At 49.0% G+C, this 23,365-nt stretch carries 24 protein-coding genes and 1 pseudogene; 20 read left to right on the plus strand and 5 right to left on the minus strand.

Annotation, left to right across the window (positions count from 1 at the left end; translation table 11 throughout):
• Positions 1–19: 19 nt before the first annotated feature.
• Both MHI54_RS12660 and MHI54_RS12665 read right to left on the minus strand, forming a co-directional pair.
• Positions 20–178 (minus strand): hypothetical protein, encoded by a 159-nt coding sequence (locus tag MHI54_RS12660; protein ID WP_340081665.1) that lies wholly within the window; start codon positions 176–178, stop codon positions 20–22.
• A 64-nt stretch (positions 179–242) separates the two neighbouring features.
• A complete protein-coding gene (locus MHI54_RS12665) occupies positions 243–3,464 on the minus strand; it encodes an efflux RND transporter permease subunit (protein WP_095216680.1) in 3,222 nt (1,073 codons plus the stop codon).
• A gap of 201 nt (positions 3,465–3,665) precedes the next feature.
• Between MHI54_RS12665 and MHI54_RS12670 the strand changes: the two genes are divergently transcribed.
• From MHI54_RS12670 to MHI54_RS12690, 5 genes are all read left to right on the plus strand, one after another.
• Positions 3,666–4,544, plus strand: coding sequence for a TetR/AcrR family transcriptional regulator (locus tag MHI54_RS12670; RefSeq protein WP_158221566.1), 879 nt, complete (start codon positions 3,666–3,668; stop codon positions 4,542–4,544).
• 138 nt (positions 4,545–4,682) lie between these two features.
• Positions 4,683–4,994 carry a PTS sugar transporter subunit IIB gene (locus MHI54_RS12675; protein WP_095216682.1) on the plus strand — a complete coding sequence of 104 codons (312 nt, stop codon included), beginning with the start codon at positions 4,683–4,685 and terminating at the stop codon, positions 4,992–4,994.
• Positions 4,995–4,999: 5 nt separating this feature from the next.
• Positions 5,000–6,349, plus strand: a complete 1,350-nt coding sequence (celB, locus tag MHI54_RS12680) for a PTS cellobiose transporter subunit IIC (RefSeq protein WP_095216683.1) — start codon at positions 5,000–5,002, stop codon at positions 6,347–6,349.
• Between the two features lie 14 nt (positions 6,350–6,363).
• Positions 6,364–6,696, plus strand: coding sequence for a PTS lactose/cellobiose transporter subunit IIA (locus tag MHI54_RS12685; protein ID WP_095216684.1), 333 nt, complete (start codon positions 6,364–6,366; stop codon positions 6,694–6,696).
• Between the two features lie 62 nt (positions 6,697–6,758).
• On the plus strand, positions 6,759–8,666 hold the full coding sequence (locus MHI54_RS12690; protein WP_340081668.1) for a BglG family transcription antiterminator: 1,908 nt from the start codon (positions 6,759–6,761) through the stop codon (positions 8,664–8,666).
• Positions 8,667–8,696: 30 nt separating this feature from the next.
• Here the strand turns inward: MHI54_RS12690 and MHI54_RS12695 are convergent, their stop codons facing one another.
• A complete protein-coding gene (locus MHI54_RS12695; protein WP_095216686.1) occupies positions 8,697–8,963 on the minus strand; it encodes a hypothetical protein in 267 nt (88 codons plus the stop codon).
• A 145-nt stretch (positions 8,964–9,108) separates the two neighbouring features.
• On the opposite strand from MHI54_RS12695, the gene MHI54_RS12700 reads away from it, so the two are divergent.
• Complete coding sequence (locus tag MHI54_RS12700; protein WP_095216687.1) at positions 9,109–9,465, plus strand: DUF4440 domain-containing protein; 357 nt, start codon at positions 9,109–9,111, stop codon at positions 9,463–9,465.
• Positions 9,466–9,505: 40 nt separating this feature from the next.
• Here the strand turns inward: MHI54_RS12700 and MHI54_RS12705 are convergent.
• Together MHI54_RS12705 and MHI54_RS12710 are read right to left on the minus strand one after the other, a co-directional pair.
• A pseudogene (locus MHI54_RS12705) lies at positions 9,506–9,995 on the minus strand (phenolic acid decarboxylase).
• A 12-nt stretch (positions 9,996–10,007) separates the two neighbouring features.
• Positions 10,008–10,469, minus strand: coding sequence for a DUF3237 domain-containing protein (locus tag MHI54_RS12710; protein WP_340081669.1), 462 nt, complete (start codon positions 10,467–10,469; stop codon positions 10,008–10,010).
• A 94-nt stretch (positions 10,470–10,563) separates the two neighbouring features.
• Here MHI54_RS12710 and MHI54_RS12715 point away from each other — a divergent pair, with 94 nt between their 5' ends.
• The 14 genes from MHI54_RS12715 (at position 10,564) to MHI54_RS12780 (ending at position 23,276) form a co-directional block, all read left to right on the plus strand.
• Positions 10,564–11,109, plus strand: a complete 546-nt coding sequence (locus MHI54_RS12715) for a PadR family transcriptional regulator (protein ID WP_095216690.1) — start codon at positions 10,564–10,566, stop codon at positions 11,107–11,109.
• A gap of 681 nt (positions 11,110–11,790) precedes the next feature.
• Entirely contained in the window at positions 11,791–12,240 is a 450-nt protein-coding gene (locus MHI54_RS12720; protein WP_095216692.1) for a MarR family transcriptional regulator, read from the plus strand.
• Positions 12,237–14,888, plus strand: a complete 2,652-nt coding sequence (locus MHI54_RS12725; RefSeq protein ID WP_095216693.1) for an MMPL family transporter — start codon at positions 12,237–12,239, stop codon at positions 14,886–14,888. The genes MHI54_RS12720 and MHI54_RS12725 overlap by 4 nt, the downstream gene beginning before the upstream one ends.
• A gap of 98 nt (positions 14,889–14,986) precedes the next feature.
• Positions 14,987–15,400, plus strand: a complete 414-nt coding sequence (locus MHI54_RS12730; RefSeq protein WP_095216694.1) for a hypothetical protein — start codon at positions 14,987–14,989, stop codon at positions 15,398–15,400.
• A gap of 88 nt (positions 15,401–15,488) precedes the next feature.
• The gene (locus tag MHI54_RS12735; protein ID WP_095216695.1) at positions 15,489–15,695 is read left to right on the plus strand and encodes a hypothetical protein; all 207 of its coding nucleotides are present in this window, start codon (positions 15,489–15,491) and stop codon (positions 15,693–15,695) included.
• On the plus strand, positions 15,676–15,858 hold the full coding sequence (locus MHI54_RS12740; RefSeq protein ID WP_095216696.1) for a hypothetical protein: 183 nt from the start codon (positions 15,676–15,678) through the stop codon (positions 15,856–15,858). The genes MHI54_RS12735 and MHI54_RS12740 overlap by 20 nt, the downstream gene beginning before the upstream one ends.
• Positions 15,859–15,981: 123 nt before the next feature.
• The gene (locus MHI54_RS12745; protein WP_340081670.1) at positions 15,982–16,890 is read left to right on the plus strand and encodes a hypothetical protein; all 909 of its coding nucleotides are present in this window, start codon (positions 15,982–15,984) and stop codon (positions 16,888–16,890) included.
• A 191-nt stretch (positions 16,891–17,081) separates the two neighbouring features.
• Positions 17,082–17,774 (plus strand): HAD family hydrolase, encoded by a 693-nt coding sequence (locus MHI54_RS12750; protein WP_340081672.1) that lies wholly within the window; start codon positions 17,082–17,084, stop codon positions 17,772–17,774.
• Positions 17,775–17,798: 24 nt separating this feature from the next.
• Positions 17,799–18,554 (plus strand): Cof-type HAD-IIB family hydrolase, encoded by a 756-nt coding sequence (locus MHI54_RS12755; protein WP_095216699.1) that lies wholly within the window; start codon positions 17,799–17,801, stop codon positions 18,552–18,554.
• Positions 18,555–18,594: 40 nt separating this feature from the next.
• The gene (locus tag MHI54_RS12760) at positions 18,595–20,205 is read left to right on the plus strand and encodes a gamma-glutamyltransferase family protein (RefSeq protein WP_340081674.1); all 1,611 of its coding nucleotides are present in this window, start codon (positions 18,595–18,597) and stop codon (positions 20,203–20,205) included.
• A gap of 14 nt (positions 20,206–20,219) precedes the next feature.
• Entirely contained in the window at positions 20,220–20,774 is a 555-nt protein-coding gene (locus MHI54_RS12765) for a chromate transporter (RefSeq protein ID WP_340081675.1), read from the plus strand.
• Positions 20,771–21,301: a chromate transporter gene (locus tag MHI54_RS12770; protein ID WP_340081676.1), complete on the plus strand. Its 531-nt coding sequence runs from the start codon at positions 20,771–20,773 to the stop codon at positions 21,299–21,301. Before MHI54_RS12765 ends, MHI54_RS12770 begins: the two co-directional genes overlap by 4 nt.
• 158 nt (positions 21,302–21,459) lie before the next feature.
• Positions 21,460–22,188 (plus strand): ThuA domain-containing protein, encoded by a 729-nt coding sequence (locus tag MHI54_RS12775; RefSeq protein ID WP_095216703.1) that lies wholly within the window; start codon positions 21,460–21,462, stop codon positions 22,186–22,188.
• A gap of 77 nt (positions 22,189–22,265) precedes the next feature.
• Positions 22,266–23,276, plus strand: a complete 1,011-nt coding sequence (locus MHI54_RS12780) for a zinc-binding alcohol dehydrogenase family protein (RefSeq protein ID WP_340081679.1) — start codon at positions 22,266–22,268, stop codon at positions 23,274–23,276.
• Positions 23,277–23,365 lie beyond the last annotated feature (89 nt).

Below are 23,365 nucleotides of genomic sequence, written 5' to 3' on the forward strand. Positions count from 1 at the left end.
GTTATCATGATAGAACTACCTAATAGTAAAAGAGAAAACGAAGCTCCGGCTGCCAGATGCCGGAGCTTCGTTTCTGTATTTCTGCCAAGCTGCGATGATGTACTATATCAAAGCGGCTGCTTCGTTTAATAGAATCCGATGCTTCCGATATCAGTGTCCGATCTTTTTTTATAGTCATTTCGCTTCCTCCTTTATGGTAAGAAAAAGCCTGCAGTCACAACTGCAGGCTTTTCTGTGTTCATTTATTTCTTGGCTGCTTTTTTCGCCTGTTTCCTTTCCTTGCGGCGCTGACGTTCAGCTTTATGATGCTCTTGCAGGCTGAAGCGTGTCGTTGCTTCGTACACGATCGGTACGACAACGAGTGTCAGCAAGGTGGAACTGATGAGACCGCCCATTACGGTGATTCCGAGTCCTTTGGAAATCAAGAGCGATCCGCCGCCTTCGAAGCCGAAGGCAAGTGGTGCAAGGGCACCGATTGTGGCAATTGCTGTCATCAAGATCGGACGAAGTCGGGTCGTACCGGCTTCAAGAATCGCTTCCCGGGTCGGGATGCCTTCTTTTTCCTTATGGATGATGCGGTCAACCAGAACGATTGCATTCGTCACAACGATACCGATCAGCATCAGCACCCCGATCAGGGAAGAAACGCTGATTGTCTCGCCGCCTATGAATAACCCTACCAGCGCACCGATGACTGTGAACGGCAAGGAGAAGAGGATGGCGAATGGTGCCAAGGCCCCGCCGAATGTCAAGACCAGTACGAAGTAAACGATCGCGATTGCTGCAATGATGGCAAGGCCAAGCTGGCTGAACGATTCATTGATCTGTTCGGATACCCCGCCTTGATCGATGCTGACACCGTCAGGCAGATCAAGCTTATCGATTTCCTCTTGCAAGCCGGCAGTGGCAGTTGCGATATCATCGCTTGTAATATCGGCGGATACCGAACCATAAAGCTTTTCATCACGGCGCTGCAATGTATTCGGGGACTGGCCGTCTTCGATCTCGGCAATCTCATTCAATGGCACTTCTGTTCCGAGTGCTGTCTGGATCGTCGTGTTTTCCAGATCCTCTTTATCCTCGAAGGATTCGTCCGCTACTTGTACGTAGACATCCAATGCTTTGCCATCATCATTCTGAATGGTGGCAATGGATGGCTGGCTGCCTATGTTGGAAAGCTGGGCTGTCACTTGGGCTGCTGTCAGGCCGAGTGCTGCCAGTTCTTCCTGATTGGCTACGATTGTATATTTATCATATTGCTCAGAAACATCGGAATCCACATTGGTGAAGTTGCCATCTTTTTCGATCAGATCCATGACCTGCTGAGATGCAGTTTGGATATCCTCCACATTATCACCGTAGATGTAATATTGCGCTGTATTGCTGCTTGTGCCGGTCATATCGATCGATCCCCACTCGCCTTGGTCCGTCATGGCTTGCAGGTCATCTACGACTGCTTCTGTTTCGCTTTGGATATCCTCGAAATCATCGGCATAGCCCAAGTAGAAGAGGGCGGAATCACCGGATGTTCCCGAGAGCGGATTACCGCCGCTGCTGATCGTGTATTGCAAGGTTTCGACGCCTTTGCGGTCAAGTAGCATATCCTCGGCTTCAGAGGCGATTTCCTGAATGTCCTCGCGTGTCTGGCCAGGTTCAGGAGAATAAGAAGCGACTACCATATTCTCGCCGGTGCTAGGAATGAAGCTGACACCGATCGAAGGAACAAGGAACAAGCTTCCGATGAGCAGGACAACGGCAATGACGAATGTGATGATCTTATGCGACAAGCTCCAATTCAGGATGCGCTTGTAGAAATTCGCCAATCTGCTCGGTTTTTCTTCTTTGTGTACATAATTTTTGGCTTCCTCTTCGCTCGTGCCGCGATCCAATCGTTTGCGGAAGAGCGTGTGTGCCACCATCGGCACTACGGTGACTGCAACCAGCAAGGATGCCAGCAGGGCGAATACTACTGCCAATGCGAATGGCAGGAACAATTCCCCGATTTGGCCCTCGACCAATCCGAGCGGCAGGAATACTGCCACTGTCACGACAGTGGAGGATAGGATCGGGATGAACATCTCACGCGTTGCATCGATGATCAATTCTTTTCCGCGCAGTTTCTCATCTGCCAGGGACATACGGCGGTAAATATTTTCCACGACGACAATCGAGTCATCGATCACCCGGCCGATGGCAACAGTGATGGCACCCAATGTCATGATGTTCAAGCTGATATCCATTTCGTAAAGGAAAATCAAGCCAATCAAAATCGATAATGGAATCGAGATGATGGAAATGATCGTAGAACGGATATTTCGCAGGAACAAGAGGATGATGATCACGGCGAAAATAGCACCGAAGAGCGCTTTGTTCACCATTGTATGGACAGAATCCTCGATCGGCTGACCTTGGTCCATCGTCGAAGTGATGGTCATACCATCGTGATCTTCTTCAAATTGCTTGATCTCATCTTTGACTGCATTGACGACTTCCACGGTGTTGGCACTTGGATCCTTCGTGATGTCTATCCCGATGGAATCCTGGCCATTCGTACGGGAAATCGACTCTACTTCACCGACTACTTCCACTTCAGCCACATCCTGCAGCTGGATGGTCGGAAGTTCAGTCGGAGCCTGTGCTGCTTGTGCCGCTTGAGCTGCAGCATCAGCTTGAGCACCTGCAGCGGCCTCCTGGCTTTGTGCCTGCTGTGCACCGGCACCGCCGGTGAGCGGGATTTCCAAGTTGCGCAGATCATCGATGGTTACAATGTTGCCATCCACTGCAACGTTTTTCTCGCTGTTGCCGAATTGGTATAAGCCGAGCGGATAAGCATCGCTGCTATTCTGAATGACTTGACTTACAGTATCCTGTGTCAGACCGTTCTCGGCCAGTGCATCTTCATCATAGGTGATCTGTACTTCCTGCATTTGCTGCCCGGAGACACCGACATTAGCGACACCTTCTATTCCTTCCAATGCTGGCTGGAGGTCGTTTTCGACAGTCTGTGTCAATTCTTCGATCGACTGCTCGCTGTTAGAAGCACTCAATGTGATGACCGGGAAAGAATTCAAATTAATCTGTGATGCTTCCGGTTCTTCTGCATCATCCGGAAGCTGAACATTTTCAAGGGCTTCCTTTACTTCTGTTTCTGCTTCGTCCAAATCCTTGGAATAGGCGTATTCCAATTGGATCGTAGAAGCATTCTGCATGGATGTCGAGCTTACATTCTCCACGCCATCCAAGCTCTGTACCGCCTGTTCGAGCGGTTCTGTAACATTCTCCATTACTTCCTCTGGCGGTGCGCCAGGATATGTAGTCGTTACGGTAAGCACTGGTACGCTGATATCAGGAAGTGTTTCCAGCTTCATATTCGTACCGGCATATATGCCGGTTGCGACAACCATGATGGTCAGCAACCATACGGCAACCTTATTTTTTAACGAAAAGTTGATAAACTTTCTCACGGTCCAGCTCCTTTATCCTTCATTTGACCAACTGGTCATTATTCCTCTATACTATAGGGAAGCCCATCGTAATGCAACAATTATATCAGGGGTATAAGGAAGTTTGATAGGGTAAATACGGCGTTTATAAAAGAATTCATAAATTATTCACAGTCTCTTAACACATCCATGACCGACCGGTCAGTCGAAAGGGAAGGCAATATGCAGGAGAAAAAAATCACCATCATTGAACGGGCAACCGAGATCATTGCCAAAAAAGGCTACCATGCTGCCAGCATCCAGGAAATTGCAGAAGCAAGCAAACTCTCCAAAGGAGCATTCTATCTTTATTTCAAATCGAAGGATGAACTGATGGAGGAAATCCTCCGCTATCATATCCGTCTGATAACGGAGGAGATCGAAAAAGTCGACCAGCTGGAATTGGACAGCCGGGAGAAAGCGAAGCTGCGTCTGGCAACCATGATGCGCGAGCTCGTCAAACGCAGGAATTTCATCCTCATGAGGCGCCATGATATTGATTCCGATATTGGAAAAGAGGTGGAACTGTTCTTCCTGGAGGAGATGGAGAGGCGAAGGCGTAAAACGGAGCTTGACTTGCTGGAGGTATATGGACAGGGGAGCAAGCCTTACTTAAAGGATCTGCGAATGCTGCAGGAGGGGATCCTTTTCCAGATCATCGGTGACATGCTTATTCATGGACTGATCCTTGATCTGGATAAAACAGCAGCCTATATTCTCGATCGAATGGATGATATGGTGGAGGGCCTCTTGAAGCGGAAGTCCGAGCCGCTTGTCACAGAAACGACTCCGGTCTCAGGTTCCATTTTCGAGAAGGAGTTGAAGGAGAGGGAAGTCAAACAAGTCCTGGAGCGGATGCAAGTCGTCATCCTTACGCTGGATGCTCGTGAGCAGGATGTGGAAGAGCTGCAAGGTGCCATCGAATTGATCCAGGAAGAGATACAGAAAAAAGAGCCCAAAAAACTGCTCATCCAAGGATTGGCTGCCAATCTGAAAGGCATACCGGAGCTGGATGACTTGCGCCGGGAACTGGCGGGGCTCTTGGATATAAAAGTCCTGTAAAGGAGGGCTGGCTGCAGGAATGCATGCCGGCTTTTTGTATGCTTAAATAAGTTTCCGTTAAGATGCGGAAAAATAATAGCAGGAAATGAAAACGTTTTCATAGTATATTGAAAGCAAGAACCGAAGGGGGTAGAAAAAATGAATATCTTACTTGTATGTGCTGCTGGAATGTCTACTAGTCTGCTTGTCTCCAAAATGCAGAAGGAAGCAGAAGCCGAATCCAAGAACTATCGCATCCAAGCGGTATCAGCCGATCAGGCGAAAAAACATATAGAACAAGCAGATGTATTATTGCTTGGTCCGCAAGTGCGCTACATGCTGCCGCAAATGAAGAAACTGGGTGAGGAGCGCGGTATACCGGTGGATGTGATAAATACTGTCGATTATGGTACAGGGAATGGCAAGAATGTGCTTCATCATGCTGAATCGCTATTTGCGAAGAAGGGGTGAGGCGTATGGGGCGATTCAATGATTTTCTGGAGATGAAGGTGATGCCGTTTGCTGGGAAGGTTGCAGCACAGCGGCATTTAGTGGCACTGCGAGATGGTATCATCCTGACGATGCCTTTGATCATTGTCGGATCATTATTCCTCATCCTCGCCAATCTGCCGATTCCGGGCTACGCTGATTTCATGGCTGGTATTTTCGGAGAGTCGTGGAGTGTGAAGCTGCAGTACCCCGTCAACGTGACGTTCGATGTCATGGCCATCTTCGCTTGCTTCGGTATCGCGTACCGGCTGGCGCAAGCTTATGAAGCAGATGGCGTGGACCCGCTGTCCTCTGGTGCGATTGCACTTGCGGCATTCTTGCTTGCGACACCATACAGCCCCTTCGAAGTCGATGGCACAGCTGCGAATTTCGTGCCTGTATCCTTGCTTGGGAGCGGCGGCTTATTCGTCGGAATGATCGTGGCGATGTTTGCAACCGAAGTGTATCGGTTCATTGTCAAACGGAATATCGTCATCCGTATGCCGGATGGAGTCCCGCCTGCTGTAGCGAAGTCTTTCATTGCACTTATTCCGGGTTTTGCTGTCATCATCCTTGTCTGGCTCATCCGTTTGCTGGTCGAAGCGACACCTTTCGGGGATATCCATAATTTGATCTCGACTATCATCGGATCACCTCTGACACTTGTCGGCTCTTCCTTCATCGGCAGTTTCCTAGCGGAGCTGATGATTGTCCTGCTGTGGGTCTGCGGCCTGCATGGTGCGAATATCGTAGGGGGTATCATGACTCCGATCTGGCTGAAAGCAACCGGGGAGAACGCTGCTGCGTTCGCGGCCGGTCAGGAGCTGCCGCATATTTTTACACAGCAGTTTTTCGAAGTATTCATCCATGTCGGCGGATCAGGTGCTACGCTGGGGCTTGTTCTCATCATGATATGGCGGGCAAAGCTGAAGCAGAATAAGCAGCTGAGCAGGCTGGCGACAGGTCCGGCGATTTTCAATATCAACGAACCGATCGTCTTTGGTCTGCCGATTGTATTGAATCCCTTGATGATCATCCCATTCATCACTGTCCCGCTTGTCATGGTCATCACGACTTATATCGGGATGAGTACAGGATTGGTGGCAAAACCTGCTGGGATCGTCGTTCCGTGGACGATGCCTCCGATCATTTCAGGATACTTGGCAACTGGAGGGAAAATCTCCGGTGCTGTGATGCAGCTGATCAACTTGGTGATTGCCATGGTGATCTATTATCCATTTTTTCGTATCCTGGAAAAGAACCAGCTGAAGGAAGAGGAAGCAAGGCAGCGTGAATTGGCAGCATCCGAGGATGGAACAGATCCGATCAGCAGCTGATAAGGAGGAACGTGATGAATATAGAAGAGAAAGCATTTCAGTTGATACTGCACGGCGGTGATGGCCGCAGCCATGCAATGGAAGCGATGGCGCTTGCCAGGCAGCATGCATTCGAGGAAGCAAAGGCGAAGATACAGGCCAGCAAGGCCGCGATCAATCAGGCACATCATATCCAGACGGAACTGATCACAGCCGAGGCGGGCGGCGAACAATCGACTGTGAGCCTGTTGATGGTGCATGCGCAGGATCATTTAATGAATGCCATGACGGTGCGGGAATTAGCAGAAGAAATCATTTATTTGCAGGAGGAGCTGGCGAAACAATCAGCAGCCCGGGGGTCAGCTTAAAGCACAGGCGGTCATTTGATCGCCTTTTTGGCATAGGTATGTAGGATAAGGGGTGGAACTGTATGCTGCAACCGAGGCTCTTGGAATTATTGACTTTCCTATCATCTGAACCACATACGGTGACGGCGGAAGAGCTGGCAAGGAGACTGGCTGTATCGGAGCGGACGATTCGGTCGGACATGAAGCTTTTGCAGCAGGAATTGCCGGGGGAATATGCAAAGATCGAATCGATCAGGGGACAGGGGTATCGGCTGATCGTCGCGGAAGAAAAGCTTTTTCAGTCGTATTTGCAAGAAGCTATCAGAGCGAAGCAGGAACGGCTGTATACGAGGGTGGAGACACCTGAAGAAAGAGTGAACCATCTTCTGCAGCTGCTGCTCTTATCCAATGGGTTCCTTAAAATGGAAGACTTGGCGCGGGCTTGTTTTGTCAGCTTTCCGACAGTGCAGAATGATCTGAAGCAAGTGAGGCAGCTTCTGCAGCAATCGGGGCTGGACCTGGAGAAAAGACCGAAGCATGGCATTCGGATTGCGGGAACGGAGACGGAGAAACGGTATTTTCTGTCGGCATTCTTTTCGAAGCAGACGGGTTGGCAGAAAGCGTATGGTTTGCCAGAAGCCATCATCTCCGAAGCCGAGATACATCAAGTGCATGATATTGTACATCGGTTTGTGACGGAGAATCAGATGGTGCTCTCGGATGTGGCAGTACAGAACCTGGTTACCCATATTGCGATTGCCTGCAGGCGGATCAAGGATGGTCAATATGTCGAGCTCGCTCCTGATGCGATGCAGGAAATCATCCAGCAGCAAGCATTCCGGGGGGCAGCCCAGCTGACCGCCATGCTGGAAGCGGAGCTCCATCTGTTTTTCCCGCAAGTGGAGGTGGCTTATATGACCATTCATCTGATGGGGACCGAGTATGCTGCAGCGGGAAAATTGGAAGGGCAGCTTGGAATGCCGGATTTGGCAGAGGCAATCGTGGCGGAGATTTACGAAAAGACAGGGATGGACTTACGGGAAGATCAGGAATTGCTGAAAGGATTGAGCATCCATCTGAAGCCGGCCGTCCATCGGCATTTGTATGGCATGAATGTACGAAATCCGCTGCTTGAGGACATCAAAAGGCATTATCCGCTTGCATTCGAAGCTGCTATCATCGGCTCTTGCGCAGTGGAAAAGGAAATCGGCATTCAGCTTGCAGAAGAGGAAATCGGTTATCTGGCTCTGCATATCGGGGCAGCCCTGGAAAGAAGCAGACAAAAAGGAAAGAAAATCAGATGTCTGCTGGTCTGTGCCTCCGGGATAGGCAGTGCTCAATTGCTCCGTTATAAACTGCAATCCCTTTTTTCGGATAAGCTCGACATCATCGATACAATCGAATATTACCGCCTGCTTAGGAAAAAGGAATGGGAAGCCGATTTGATCATCAGTACGATACCGATCGAAGCGGAGACCATATCCATTCCTGTGATACATGTCCCGGTCATCTTGGATAAGGAGGCGATTGCAAAGCTGGAGGCGTTCCTGCATTTCGGTAAGGAGATTCGTTACATCAGGCCAGCCTATGTGTTCCTGCAGCAGGAATTGGAGAGTAAAGAAGAGGTGCTGACCTTTTTGACCGATGTGCTGAAATCTGAGGGGAAGGTGGGGGAGGAGTTCCTCAAGGCGGTGTATGAAAGGGAATCCATGGCGCCGACCTGCTTTGGGAATTTGGTGGCTGTGCCTCATCCGCTGGAAGCGAGCGTGGAAGAAACGCTATGGGTCATCTGTACCTTGAAAAAACCTATCGATTGGTCTGGTAAGCAAGTCAGATTCATTTGCCTATTATGTATGGAAAAAGAGAGTGACGAGGATTTTACCGATATGTATCAGCAGCTTGTCCGCATCATCGAACACCCGGCACATGTCCAAAAGCTATTAGAGGCGCATTCCTATGATGAATTCCATAAAGCGCTGATCTCGATATGAAAAACAGCTGCCTCGGGTTGGCAGCTGTTTTTAGTTCGTGGAAGGCTCGATTTGTCCGCTCTGACGGGCCAGCTTCATATTCGCGCGTTTTGCCATTTTATAGGCATCGTAAATATTATAGATCCAAAAAATGAAATATGTGAACAGACCGACTACGAACCACATCAGGAACAAATTGATCAAGTTGACCAGGATAAAGAGCGTCCCCTTCAGATTCTGCCGATTATAGAACTGACCCAAGCCAGTGAATAGAAAGCTCAATAGTGCCGCAACCAGCGGTGTTCTCTTGAATTCCATTTTGTCACCTCATCTGTTTCATACTGTACCAGTTTTCGCCATTGTATACAAATCAGAGAAGTGATTCTTTTTTGTTGTATAATGAAACCCTTTTCATAGAATGGACGTAAGGATATAATTATAAGAAAAAGCGAGGCGAGTCGAGATGGATGAACAGCTGCAAGTGAAAGAGACGATCCTGCAATTGGAGAAATCGTTGCTTGAGGATGAGACAAGATCTTCGATGGACACTGTCGGCAATCTGCTTACAGAGGACTTCCTGGAACATGGAACATCCGGGCGATCATTCAGCAAAGCTGATATCATTGCGAATGGATTGGAGACAGTCGATTTGGATATCAGGGACTTCGATGTACGAATTCTGTCGGAGGACACGGTCCTGGCTACCTTTAGGACATGTGATGAAGCATCAGGCCAACAACAGCTGCGAAGCTCCATCTGGCGCTATCAGCCAGGCGGCTGGCGGCTGCTTTTCCATCAAGGCACTCCGGTTGAAAGATAAAAAAGGCGGCTGCATCAAGCAGACCGCCTTTTTGTATGGATCATTTTAGCTTTCCGGCCCGGATGTCATCTGTCATGCCTGGATAAGGCGCTTCTGACACAATGCGCTCATTATTCGCACCAGCATTATGCAGGTAGGTGATATCCGCAAATTCCGGAACTACATATTTCGGATACGTTTCATATTTCTCGCGGGATTCATGCATCAAATCAATATGATCATTTTGATAGCAGACTGTGATTTCCGGATGTTCGTGCACCCATTTCGGGAAGAAAATGATTCCATGCATCCTTTTTTTCCTTCGGCATGAAATTCAAGGATACATCTGTTCCTGTAGGCTCTGTCCAAGAAACCTTGTATACACCTTCCGTAAGTTTGACCAGGTCGACTTTTTGATCTTTTACCCAGCGTCCGCCTACCATCCCGCTGTGGATGCGATAATCGATCGTATCCTCGTTTTTGATATACATTTCATATTCCCAGCCATTTTCATACGTATAAATCATATGACTTCCAATGAATTCTTCCATTTTTATTCCTCCTCAATTGACCTGATAAATGTCCAGCAATACTTGATCTTTCAAGCGTGTCGCTGCGCCGATGAAAATCTTATCCATGAGCCAGCGGTATTGTTCGCTGCCGGTTTCAAAGGTGGGTACTGTGCGGAAATAAACATGTTCCGGCGCAATGATTTCGCCTTGGGCAGCGCGGTCGCGATAGGCGGCATCCACTTGTCTTATACCGTTATTTTCCAAGTATATGATCTCGCCGCCAGATGTCTCGATGACATAACGAGCAGACAAATCGGTGCGCCCATCCGGTCGGATGATCTGAGAGTCAGCACCGCCGGGCAGGATGCTGCCTTCGATTTTTCCGGTGATCGTACCCGATTCAATCGGGATCAGGCGCCGCAGCCCTGATCCTGTTTGTCCCGCACTAAGCGGTTTGGCTACATCGATTGTAAGGGCAGCCACTTTTTCCAAAGAAGGAGTCATTTTGTCCATCTCCTGATTAAGTAAAATGTAACATGTAACTATTTACATGTTTAGTTTAACGCTATGATATACTGATGTCAAACGAACAGATAAGGAGAACACTATGCGTGTATTGAAATATGCAATATTAGGACTGCTTGAACAGGAAAAGCGGACTGGATATGATATTGCGGCGGCCTTCAAAGGAGCACTCGGTCAATTTTGGAGTGCAAAGCACAGTCAAATCTATCCGGAACTGAAAAAATTGGTCGCAGAAGAATTGATAGAATTCGAAACGGTGATCCAAGGGGAAAAGCTGGAGAAAAAGCTATATCGCCTGACGGTTAAGGGGGCCGAGGAATTAAAAGAATGGATGCAGCGTCTGGAGGCAGTCGGCGTTTCCAATAAAGATGAATTCATGCTGAAGACTTTTTTCATCTCGAGTATGAAGGAAGCAGAAGCCAGGGAGCTATTCACGAATCAGCTGGCCAGCCGCAAGCATAAATTGGACGGGCTTGTGAAAACATTAGCGGAAATGGAAGCAGAGCTGGATGGGGATATGCATTTTTCTTCCCCTGAATTCGGGCATTATTTGGTGCTGACCAGGGCGATTGAAAGGGAAAAAGGATATATTCAATGGTTGGAGCAGAGTCTGCGATTCATGAAATGAAAAAAAGAGGCTGGGACATAACTAATTTTCCAGTGCTTAAAACCGAACCTTATTCTTGAGCGCCGCTTCGGCAGGACACGCCGCTTTCCACGGGCACGGCCTCAGCCTCCTCGTGGAAAGGTCACCACTGCTGCGGGGTCTTCAGCTCGCGCTGTTCCCGTAGGAGTCTCCGTATTCTTCCTACGCTGGGATAGATAACTAATCAAAAAACCGAACTTATGCAAATTTTCGTATGAAGATTTGCAATATAGTTCGGTTTTTTATTTGGCTAAAACACTTTTGTCCCATCCTCTTTCCAGGTAAAGGTGATGGCAGATTGGGGAGGGAGTGTATACGGTGAAAATCGATTTCCGACAGCCAGCTGGAAGGTCTGTCCGCTTTTTCCCGTATTTGCGGCTAATAGACGAAACTGTTTGTTTCTCCACGGATCTTTTTCGCGCCTAATAAACTAAGAAAAGGGTATAACTAGGAAAAGTACAGTGCCAAAAACGGACTTTTGCAATCTTGCCGTAATGGGAATAAATTCTTTAGGGTTCGAGTACCTATATTTTGGGTAAATATGGGGTGGATTCGCTCACTGTCTATATTTGCCTGATCATATTGTCATGATTTCCGGGAAGAAGAGGTTTGACTATTTTTGGTTTAGGGTATAAACTGAATCGGTATAGGGGGTAAACTATATTGGATAAATTGAAAGAGGCCATCGATCTTTTCAATGAGGTATCCTTCATGGCAACCGAAATATTCCATAAAAAGGGTGCGGCTTATGAAGTATTCAACCAGATTTCACCGCAGCAAGTCAGCTTGATTAAAATATTGAGCTTGTCGGGTGCATCCTCACCCGGACATTTGGCGATTGTACAGCAAGTACATAAGAGTGCGATTTCCAATCGGCTGAAAAAGCTGCTTGAGAAAGGCTGGGTGGAATGGGTCGATTCAGAAGGGGATAAGCGGACGAAGCTTGTGCAAATTACCGAAGAAGGGGAAAAGATCCTGAGACAAGCCGAGGAAGCCATTTATGATCGATTCTGCGGGGTCTTTGAGCATATTGCGGATGAGGATGTGGAAACCTTCATCAGGATATTCACGAATGTAAAAGAACAGCTTAAAAAAGGAGAGAAGGAAAATTGAGGACAATCATTCGTTTCAAATGGGTCATAGCGATTGCGGTCATCTTGATCGCGGTTGGATTGACTATTTTTTCACCGAATTTGACCCAGTTGGCCTCCGATAAGGGGCAGACGCAGCTGCCGGAGGATGCCGTATCCATCCGTGCGAGCGACATTTTGGAGGATGCAGGGGAAAATAGCAATTCCATCAGCGTCGTTTTCGAGCTTGATGAAGCACTGAATCAAGATAGTGAGGACATGATCCAGGGCGTCATCGACAAAGTGGAACAGATTGATGGTGTCGATGAAATCACGACGCCGCTGACGGATAATCAGGAAATCCGGGAACAGATGATGTCCGAAGACAAGAAGACAGTCATGATGCCTGTTACAGTGGATGGCTCCGATGCTGAAGTGGAAAGGATTGCAGATGAGATTTATGATGCTGTACCAGAGGATACGACTGCATACGTGACAGGTGCTTCCTTGATCAACCAGGATTTTGCCAATACATCGGAAGAAGGCTTGAAGAAAACCGAGCTGATCACGGTATTCATCATCGTGGCACTTCTCTTGATTGTATTCCGGTCCATCGTGACACCATTCGTTCCATTGATCACAGTGGGGATTACATACCTGATCAGTCAGGGCATACTGGCCATTTTGGTGGACACATTGGACTTCCCGATATCGACATTCACCCAGACATTCCTGGTGGCGATTTTATTCGGTATCGGTACCGACTATTGTATCCTGCTGCTCAGCCGATTCCGGGAGGAGCTGGCTAACGGTCATGATAAAGTGGAAGCTACCATCACAGCATACCGGACAGCAGGACGGACTTTATTCATCAGTGCGATTGCCGTATTTGTCGGCTTTGCATCGATTTTCTTCGCAAAGTTCGCCATCTTCCAATCGGCAGTCGGCGTCGCAGTGGGGGTTGCCGTACTGTTGATTGTCCTTGTGACAGTACTGCCGCTGTTCATGGTGACACTCGGGGAGAAACTGTTCTGGCCGTCCAAAAAAGCTGCCTCTCATGGCGATAATAAGCTATGGCATTTCCTTGGACGACATTCCGTGGCACGGCCTGTGCTGTTCCTGGCAATCACTGCCGTCATTACAGTACCATTCGTGCTTATGTACGATGAACAGGTTTCCTTCAATTCCACCGAGGAAATCAGCAGTGATTATAACAGCATCAAAGGTCTGAATGCTATTGGTGATGCGATCGGGAAAGGCGAAGCAATGCCGATCCAGATCGTGATCAATGATGATGAAAACCTGACGACGGCAGATACACTGCCGTATCTCGATAATCTGAGTGATGCAATCAGCAAGATAGATGGCGTGGAGAAAGTCCGGACAGCGACACAGCCAACGGGTGAAAAAATCGATGATTTGTATGTGGATTCCCAAACTGGTCAAATCGCCGATGGAATCAATGATGCCGTCGATGGAATAGGTGAAGTGCAGGACGGTCTGACACAAGTGCAGGACGGTCTGAATCAAATATCCGGTCAGGCTGGCAATGCTGGTTCATCCAGCGGCGGTGGGCTATCCGATGCCACGGAAGGTCTTGGTCAAGTCAATGCAGCATTGCAGCAAGTGACAGGGCAATTACAGCAAACCGGCAATGTCCAGCAGGCATCGGCCCAGCTGACGGGTATCAGCGAGCAGCTTACGCAGATCCAATCAGGTCTGGAACAGGCTGATGCACAATTGCAAGGTCAGCAAGAGCAAGCAGGCACATTGACAGAAACGCTGCAGCAGCTTGCCGATGGTGTAGGATCGGCTAACGAAGGACTGACACAAGTTTCCGACGGATTGCAGACCGCATCGGATACCCTTCGTGATATCAGCGATAGCGAAACTGTCAGGGATACTGGTATGTATATACCGGAAGATGCCCTTGAGGGGGATTTCCAGGAGAGCATCGATACGTATTCCTTCCGCGATGGGGAAGGTGTCACACTTGATGTTGTATTGGATTCCGATCCATATTCCGAGGAAGCGATCCAGACACTTGCTACAATCAAAGATCGTGTGGATGCAGAAGTGAAGGGCACGCCATATGAAAATGCAGAAATCGTCTATGGCGGAATAACAAGCACCAACGCTGACCTGGAAGATCTATCTACAACCGATCTTTCCCGGACCATGGTCATCATGATGGTCGGATTATTCATCATCCTGACGCTGCTATTCCGTTCCATGGTGATTCCGGCATACATGATCGGCTCCTTGCTGCTTACCTACTATACTGCAATTTCCATTACCGAATTGATTTTCGTCAATGGTTTGGATTATGCGGGCGTAAGCTGGGCAGTACCATTCTTCAGTTTCGTGATCCTTATTTCGCTTGGTGTGGATTATTCGATCTTCCTGCTTGATCGATTCACCGAAGAAGCACGTGATGATTTGCAGGCAGGCATGGTTCATTCGATGAAGAAAATGGGCGGGGTCATCATCACCGCTGCAATCATCCTTGCTGGTACGTTCGCTGCCATGATGCCTTCCGGTGTCTTGACGCTGCTGGAAGTTGCGACAGTCATCATCATTGGTCTTTTGCTGTATGGTCTGGTGATTCTGCCGCTGCTCATCCCGGCGATAGCCACGACACTTGGCGAGCTGAACTGGTGGCCATTCAAACGGAGACGAAAAGAAGAATAAGTAAAGGAAGGGAGTACGCTCTTGGCGCGTGCTCCTTCTTTCTATGGACAAGTTTTACCTCCGAACTGCATATAGTAGCAGGGAATGGAGGTTTGCCGATGAAACGAAGCCTTGGATTGCGACTCGTCTTAGCTGGGACGATGGTGATAGCCGGATTGCTTTTCTTTTTCACCGATCGGTCCACCCATCCCGTTCCCTACAATGAAGTCCATGAAGAGATGATCCGCCATGCTTTGGAAGAAGTGAACGATACAGCTGTCGAGGAACTGGCTGTTTATGATACGTATGAAGTAGTGGGCGTGGTTTTTGAGCCAGAAGGCATCATGACCTTGCGCATCCGGAATGAAACGGCTGCCGAAGTCGATCACCGCATGCTTCCGGTCTGGGAGGAAGTGAAGGGAGAGGCAGCGGATGTCGTGGAAGCACATGCATTGGAGGACGATATCAATCGGGAGATAGAACTGGAAATCAGTTTGCTCGGGCCGGACGGAACGATTGTGCACACACACTGAGCATGCAAAAAGCATGCTCTTTCCTTTTGCTTAAAGCAAGCAGCTGACGGGTATATAAAAGCAAGACCAATTGGAAGGAGTGAGGCGTATGAAGGTAGCGGGCTATTTTGGATGCTTTATCCTGGGGCTTGTCTTCCTGATGATCTATGTATTCACTACCAATACGCTGTTTCTTCTGCTGGCTATTCTTTCTGGTGCGGCAGGGGCGTTTTTCTTATTCCGTGAATTAAGGACAAGGGAAAAGAAGGAACCCAGGGAAAGAGATGATGACCGCTATGGGGGATACAATACATGATTTGCTGGCGGCTGCAGCTCCTGTGTACACACAGCAGGGTGCTTATCCGTCTGGCATGAAAAAAGGAGAAGTGGATGATATGATAAAGCATATACAAGCAAATTGTCCGAAGGTGCAGCAGGATGCCTGTCCATTTGAATGTCGACTCGACAGCCATTCCTAAGGGCAAGGTCTCTTGTCCGATGAAAAAAGTAATCAAGAACTGTTGCGTGTATTGCAAAGTTAATGGGAACAAATAAAGCTGATGGAATGTCAGCTTTATTTGTTCTATGCAGGAGGAGAACAGATGGATGGTATGGTAACGGTCATCGGGATAGCAGTTGTCTTTATTCTTGTTGGGGTTGCTGTTTTTTACAACACAGGAGCACGAAAACGTCCGATGCAGAATCCCGATCGCCATCGGGAGCAGCTTCAGCTGCAATGGGATACGCTGAAAGTCAGACCGACGGCATTGGTGGATGAAGAGCATTTCGAAAGAATGAGAAATGCAATGGACTTCGATTATTTGGAAAGGGTCAATGATGCTTTCCGTCAGGAATATTATGAATGGAGCCAGAAAAAGATCAATATGCATTTCCGGGCTTTATTCCGCTTCTTCATACTTGCTTCTATATTCCGCAAAAAGGAATTATTCGATAAGGAGATCCATCGTTTATGGGAAGTGATGAGGAATTTCGAAGAGGATTACAAGGCGTTCTGTTTACGTTTTTTTGATGGGGAGATCACGGAAGATGCCACTGAGCGCGGGGAACGAGAAGATGAAGAGAGAGTTCGCTTTGAGATTAAATATTTAATGCTGTTCCAGTTAGGGGAGAGCACGCCGGAGATTTGGGGGGAATTTTTCCTCTATGGGAATGGAAAAGATTTTATCGAATATATTCGGATGCATGATATCGACGAAGTGAAACGGGAGTACATGGCAGAGAGTATCACGCCGGATGCAGAAAGGACATTCGAAAATCTGTATCATCACATCAAATGGGGCATGGAGGCTGATGCGGAAGAGCTCCGGCATCACCATGCCGGTTCAGGGAGCAGCGGAGGAGATGCGGAAATGGATGTAAGCATTCTCTATTTCCTTTGTATCAGAGGGGAAGCGACCAAGGAGGAGGAAGAAGAGCTGGCACGGTATACGGGCAAAGGCAGCGGGTTTTATGCGTCAAACGAATCTTTTGGAAAGCTGCAAAAAAGGTAAGCATGCCGATAGTGGCGTGCTTTTTCTGTTTTTATACTAAACTGACAGCGTGAGGAATACGCTAGTCCTGAAAGGGGGAACGGCTTTATGCATCAACACCATTTCTCCACCTCCATCATTTAGTATACTGCAGTGCTGACAATCTTTCCTGAAAGTCGTATGATGGAGGAAAAGAGAAACGGAGCGACAAAATGAAAGCAATTCTTTTTGATTTGGATGGAACGATCCATGACAGGCATACTACATTACAGCGATTCCTCGCCGATCAATTCCAGCGATTTCAATCTGGATTTCAAGGCATCGGTGCATCGGATTTTACAGAAACATTTCTTGAATTGGATCAAGGCGGATATGCGGAAAAGCCGGCTGTCTATCGTGAGTTATTAATCCGATTTTCATTGGATACCAGCTTGGAACCGGTCTTGACTGCTGATTATTTCGAGAGGATGGCACAGTTTGCCGTTGCATATCCGGATGCGCTGGAGACGCTGCAGGAATTGAGTATGTCATACACATTGGGCATTGTCACAAACGGACCAGCGCTGCTTCAGCAGCAAGTGATCGAGCAGCTTGGCTTGTATTGGCATTGCCAAAGCTTGATCATTTCCGAAGCGGTCGGCTTGCGAAAACCGGACCCTGCCATATTCGAGCTGGCACTGTCAGAGGTGGAGGCTGCTGCTGCAGAGACAATCTTTGTCGGCGATCATGTGGAGAATGACATTATGGGAAGCAGAAATGCTGGATTGCAGCCGGTCCTATTCGGCGGGAAGCTGGAAGGGGTGCCGGGTTTCTCGGATTGGCGAGTATTGCCGGCGCTGATTGCCAACTGGAATCGGTCTGAAAGGAAAAATGACAACGGCTATACTATAATGGATATGGATTAAGCTTTTACATAAAGGGGAGATTGGATGGCTGGGAACATACGACAGCAGGAATATAAAATGATCGCATTGGATATGGACGGTACAATGCTCAATCCGCGGGAAGAAGTGACGGAGGCGAATCGCAAAGCGATACAACGGGCACAGGAGGAAGGTGTCCATGTCATCCTGAGTACAGGCCGGGGTATCAGGACTTGTAAGCCTTATGCCGATGATCTTGGGCTGCAGTCTTTTCTCGTGACGGTGAATGGGAGTGAAATCTGGACTGCTGGCGGCGAGCTGCTGGAGCGTGTGCTGATAGAGGATGATTTGATCAAGAAAATGAAACAGCTGGCCGATGAGTACGACACGCATTATTGGGCTGTCAGCACGGAGCACGTGTTCCGCGGTAATTTCCCTGCCAATATGGAGGAATACGACTGGCTGAAATTCGGCTTTGATACATTTGATGATGCAAAACGGGAAGCCATCGTCAAAGCGCTGTCCGATAAGGACGAGCTGGAGCTTTCGAATTCCAGTCCGACGAATATCGAAGTCAACGCAGTCGGCATCAATAAAGCCGAAGCGGTACAAAAGGTTTGTGACCGGATCGGCATCAAGATGGAGCAGGTCATCGCCATGGGTGACAGCTTGAATGATATCAAGATGATCGAAGCTGTCGGCTGCGGTGTAGCGATGGGCAATGCCCAGGATGCAGTCAAGGAAGTCGCAGACTATCAAACGGATACAAATGAAAATGATGGGGTGGCAAAGGCCATCCACCATCTGCTAGGATGGTCATAAGCCCGGAATTCCCGGGCTTCTTACATAAGGGGGAGACAGAATGAAGACAGATCATTTGTATTACCCGTATCATTCGCAGCGAATGACGACCATTGCCAGGCAGGGGATGGTGGCAACTTCGCAGCCGCTTGCCGCTCAGGCCGGGCTGGATATGCTGAAAAAAGGCGGCAACGCAGTCGATGCAGCAATAGCGACGGCCGCGATGCTGACAGTAGTCGAGCCGACATCCAATGGAATCGGCGGCGATGCTTTCGCACTTGTTTGGATCAAGGATAGGCTTTATGGGCTGAATGCCAGCGGTCCGGCTCCAAACTCGATCAGTATTGATAAAGTAAGGGAACTGGGTCATGAAGAGATGCCGCTCTATGGTTTTTTGCCGGTCACGGTACCAGGTGCACCTGGCGGATGGGCTGCCCTCAGCAGGCGATTCGGGAAACTGCCGTTGGTGGAAGTACTGCAGCCAGCAATTCATTATGCTGAAAATGGCTTTGCAGTGACACCGACAGTTGCCAAGCTATGGGAACGTGCATATAGGAAGTTCCGTACATCCTGTACCGATGCCATGTACAATGGCTGGTTCGATACCTTTGCCCCGAATGGAGAGTATCCGAAAATCGGGGATATATGGAGATCGCCCGATCACGCAGAAACACTGCGGCAAATAGCACGGACAGATGCGGATGTCTTTTATAAGGGAGAACTGGCTGATAAAATGGCGGAATTTTCTGCCGATAATGGCGGCTTCCTGACGAAGGAGGACTTGGCGGCTTATGAACCGGACTGGGTGGAGCCGATTTCGGTGAATTACCGTGGCTATGATGTCTGGGAGATTCCGCCGAATGGTCAAGGCTTGGTCGCTCTTTCGGCGCTGAATATATTGAAAGGTTTCTCTTTCCATGAAAAAGAAGCAATCGATACCTATCATAAGCAGATGGAGGCAATGAAACTGGCATTTGCAGATGGGCATGCTTACATAACCGAGGAGCGGCATATGCCGGTTTCAGCGGAGGATTTGCTGTCGGATAGCTACGCAGCGGCAAGAAGGGCACTAATCGGGGAAACGGCACAAGAACCGGAAGCCGGGGAACCAAAGAGCGGCGGAACGGTTTATTTGGCAACAGCCGATAGCGATGGGAATATGGTTTCCTTCATCCAGAGCAACTACCATGGCTTTGGCTCGGGACTGGTCGTACCAGGGACAGGTATCGCCCTGCAAAACCGCGGGCATAACTTCAGTCTTGATCCGGGGCATGCCAATAGTCTGCAAGGCGGGAAGAAAACATTCCATACCATCATCCCGGGATTTCTGACAAAGGATGGACAGGGTATCGGTCCGTTCGGTGTCATGGGCGGGTTCATGCAGCCGCAAGGGCATACCCAGGTTGTCATGAATATGCTGGATTTCGGACTCAATCCCCAGACGGCCCTGGATGCGCCGCGCTGGCAATGGATCAAAGGAAAGACATTCCATGTGGAAGCGGATTTCCCCAAACATATTGCGGAGGCACTGATCCGCAAAGGACACGATATTGAAGTGAAAGCAGACAGATCCACTTTCGGGCGCGGCCAAATCATATGGCGTGATCCTGAAAACGGAACGTTATATGGAGGAACCGAAGCACGCGCCGATGGCAGCATCGCTTCGTATTAGAAAGGTTGGACAACATGGTTTACTGGCAATTATTCATGGCATTTTTCCGTGTCGGCATCCTGGGCTATGGCGGAGGGCCATCGTCGATCCCGCTTGTGGAAAAGGAAGTCGTCAAACAATATAAATGGATGGATGACGAGGAGTTCGGCAATACCCTGGCATTGGGCAATAGTCTACCCGGTCCGATCGCCACGAAACTGGCTGGCTATATCGGCTATCGCGTCGGCGGCTGGCTCGGCATGATCAGTGCATTGATTGCGAATGTCATCCCGACAGTGGTTTTACTCATCATTCTGTTTTATTTCGTCGATGCATTGAGCGATCAGCCATGGCTCAGCGGGATGACGACGGCTGTCATACCGGTAGTGGGGGTCATGCTGGCCGTGATGACGATCGATTTCCTCAAAAAATCGCGGAATGGATTGAAGGGATGGCAGATCATCGCGCTATTGGCTGTTTCTGTCCTGTTGATCGAGCTGCTGCATATTCATCCTGCTTTCCTGATCTTGGTGCTTCTCCTGTTTGCGCTGTTGAAGCCGGAGAAACGGAAGGAGGAAGAAGGGGCATGATTTATTGGCATATTTTCCTGGCCTTCTTCATTCCCGGTATCGTAGGTTATGGCGGCGGGCCTGCCACCATTCCGCTCATCGAGAATGAAGTGGTCGATCGATATAGCTGGATGTCTACGGCAGATTACAGCCAGCTGCTGGCATTGGCAAATGCACTGCCCGGACCGATCGCGACCAAGCTGGCAGGCGTCATCGGATTTCAGCAAGCGGGTGTATTGGGAGCGGCAATCGGCTTATTTGCTACCGTGGCACCATCGCTGATCTTGATGATCGGGCTGCTTAGTCTGCTGGCGAAATTCAAGGATTCTCCCCGGGTGAAAAGAATGACTGCTTATATCCGGCCGACGATTGCGGTCTTGCTTGCCGGAATGGCAATCAGCTTTTTTCATACATCATATGAGAGTGCCGGATGGCTGCATACCATCATCCTGGTTGCGGCAAGCTACCTGCTCCTGGAGAGGTGGAAGGTGCATCCAGCCTTCGTGATATCAGGGGCCTTGGTTTACGGTGCTGTACTCCTGGGATGAGATCCTGCAAAAAATCGCAGGATCTCTTTCGCTGGGCAGGAGATGGAAAGAAAAGGGCTAATGTAATTAGTAAAATGAAAATCACTGCATAATCTAGTAGGGAACCGGGTAGCTACTTAACATGGGGAATAGGATAAAAAAGGAAGAAGGAGCATCTAATGCGCGTTACCATTTGGAACGAATACCGTCATGAGAAGGAAAACGACCAGGTGAGAAGCATTTATCCCCAAGGCATCCATGGAGCGATTGCCGAATTTTTGAAGCAGGCTGGATTTGTGGTAAGGACCAGGACACTTGATGATCCGGAACAGGGTTTGGATCAAGGGACATTGGAACAGACGGATGTCCTGATCTGGTGGGCGCATAAAGCCCATGAAGAAGTGAATGACCATGCCATCGAGCGAGTGAAGCAGCGCGTCCTGGCAGGGATGGGGCTGATTGTCCTCCATTCCGGCCACTTCTCCAAGATATTCCGTAATTTGATGGGGACGACATGTGACCTGAAATGGCGTCAGGACGGAGAGAAAGAAAGAATTTGGGTAGTCCAGCCGAGTCATCCAATCACAAGGGGGCTTGGTGAGTATTTCGAGCTTCCGGAAGAAGAAATGTACGGCGAGCATTTCGACATACCCGAACCAGACCATACCTTATTCATCAGCTGGTTCGAGGGCGGTGAAGTTTTCCGCAGCGGCTGCACGTATAATCGGGGAAAAGGGAAAATCTTCTATTTCCGGCCCGGTCATGAAACGTACCCGACTTACTATGATAAGAATGTGCAGACTGTCATCCGGAATGCTTGCGAGTGGGCAGCGGCACCATCGGCTGTCGTTCCGCACTACGGAAAATCCGAAGCCTTGGAGCCGATCCTGCGCCTGGCGAAGAAATGAGCGTATAAAGCCGTCTTGTTGCACTGGCGGCTTTTACATAAAATAAAAGAGACTAATCAAAAGGAGGAGAACAAGTGATGCGTGCCATTGGAATTTATCAATACAAATCAGTGGAACAAGCAGATAGTTTTGCAGAAGAACAGGTGGACAAGCCAAAAGCAGAAGCTGGGGATGTACTGGTCCGGGTGAAGGCAGTCAGTGTCAATCCAGTGGATACAAAGCAGCGCAAGCTGAAGGAGGATGATGGGGAATTCCGCATCCTGGGCTTCGATGCAGCTGGCATCATCGAGGAAGTCGGCGAGGAAGTGGAAGGGTTTCAGCCAGGGGATGAGGTCTATTATGCCGGATCGGTTGCCCGCCAAGGCTCCAACAGTGAATTCCAGCTCGTCGACCATAAGGTTATCGCCAAGAAGCCTGCCAGCCTCACTTTCGCAGAAGCAGCCGCATTGCCTTTGACAGCGCTGACTGCATGGGAGGCGATGTTCGAGAAAATGCATATACCGCTTGATGCAAAAGCCAATCAAGATAAGACGATCCTATTGATCAATGCTGCTGGCGGCGTCGGATCGATTGCATCCCAGTTCGCCAAACTGTATGGATTGCGTGTAGTCGGGACTGCTTCCAGGGAAGAGACCATCACATGGGCGAAGCAGCATGGAACCGAGCTGGTGATCAATCACCATGAACCGCTGCATCCGCAGCTTGAGGAATTAGGGATCGATAGTGTCGATTATGTCTTTTGCATGCATCAGCTGGACAAGGCTTGGGATGACATCATGGAAGTCGTGAAACCGGAAGGCATCGTCTGTGCCATTACTGGTCCGGTCGAAGGAATCAAATTGACGGATATGACATCCAAGAGCCTGACATTGGTCTGGGAGTATATGTTCACGCGCACACTTCATCAGACACCGAGCAGATATAAGCAGGGTGAAATCCTGGCCAAGGTGGCTGAGCTCGTCGAAGAAGGGCGAATCCGCACGACAAAATCAGAAGAATTACAGGGCCTCACTGTCGGGAATCTGCAGGCAGCCCATAAGCGATTGGAAGAAGGCAGCATGATCGGGAAACTAGTCATCACCGTATGACAAAGGCAGTGATCATGCTGTCTTTGTTCTTTTTCCTGGCAATCTTGTTGTATAATGAATGCAAGACATATGGTGGAGAGGTGAACTGA

Source organism: Terribacillus sp. FSL K6-0262 (assembly GCF_037977385.1).
Taxonomy (GTDB): Bacteria; Bacillota; Bacilli; order Bacillales; family Amphibacillaceae; genus Terribacillus.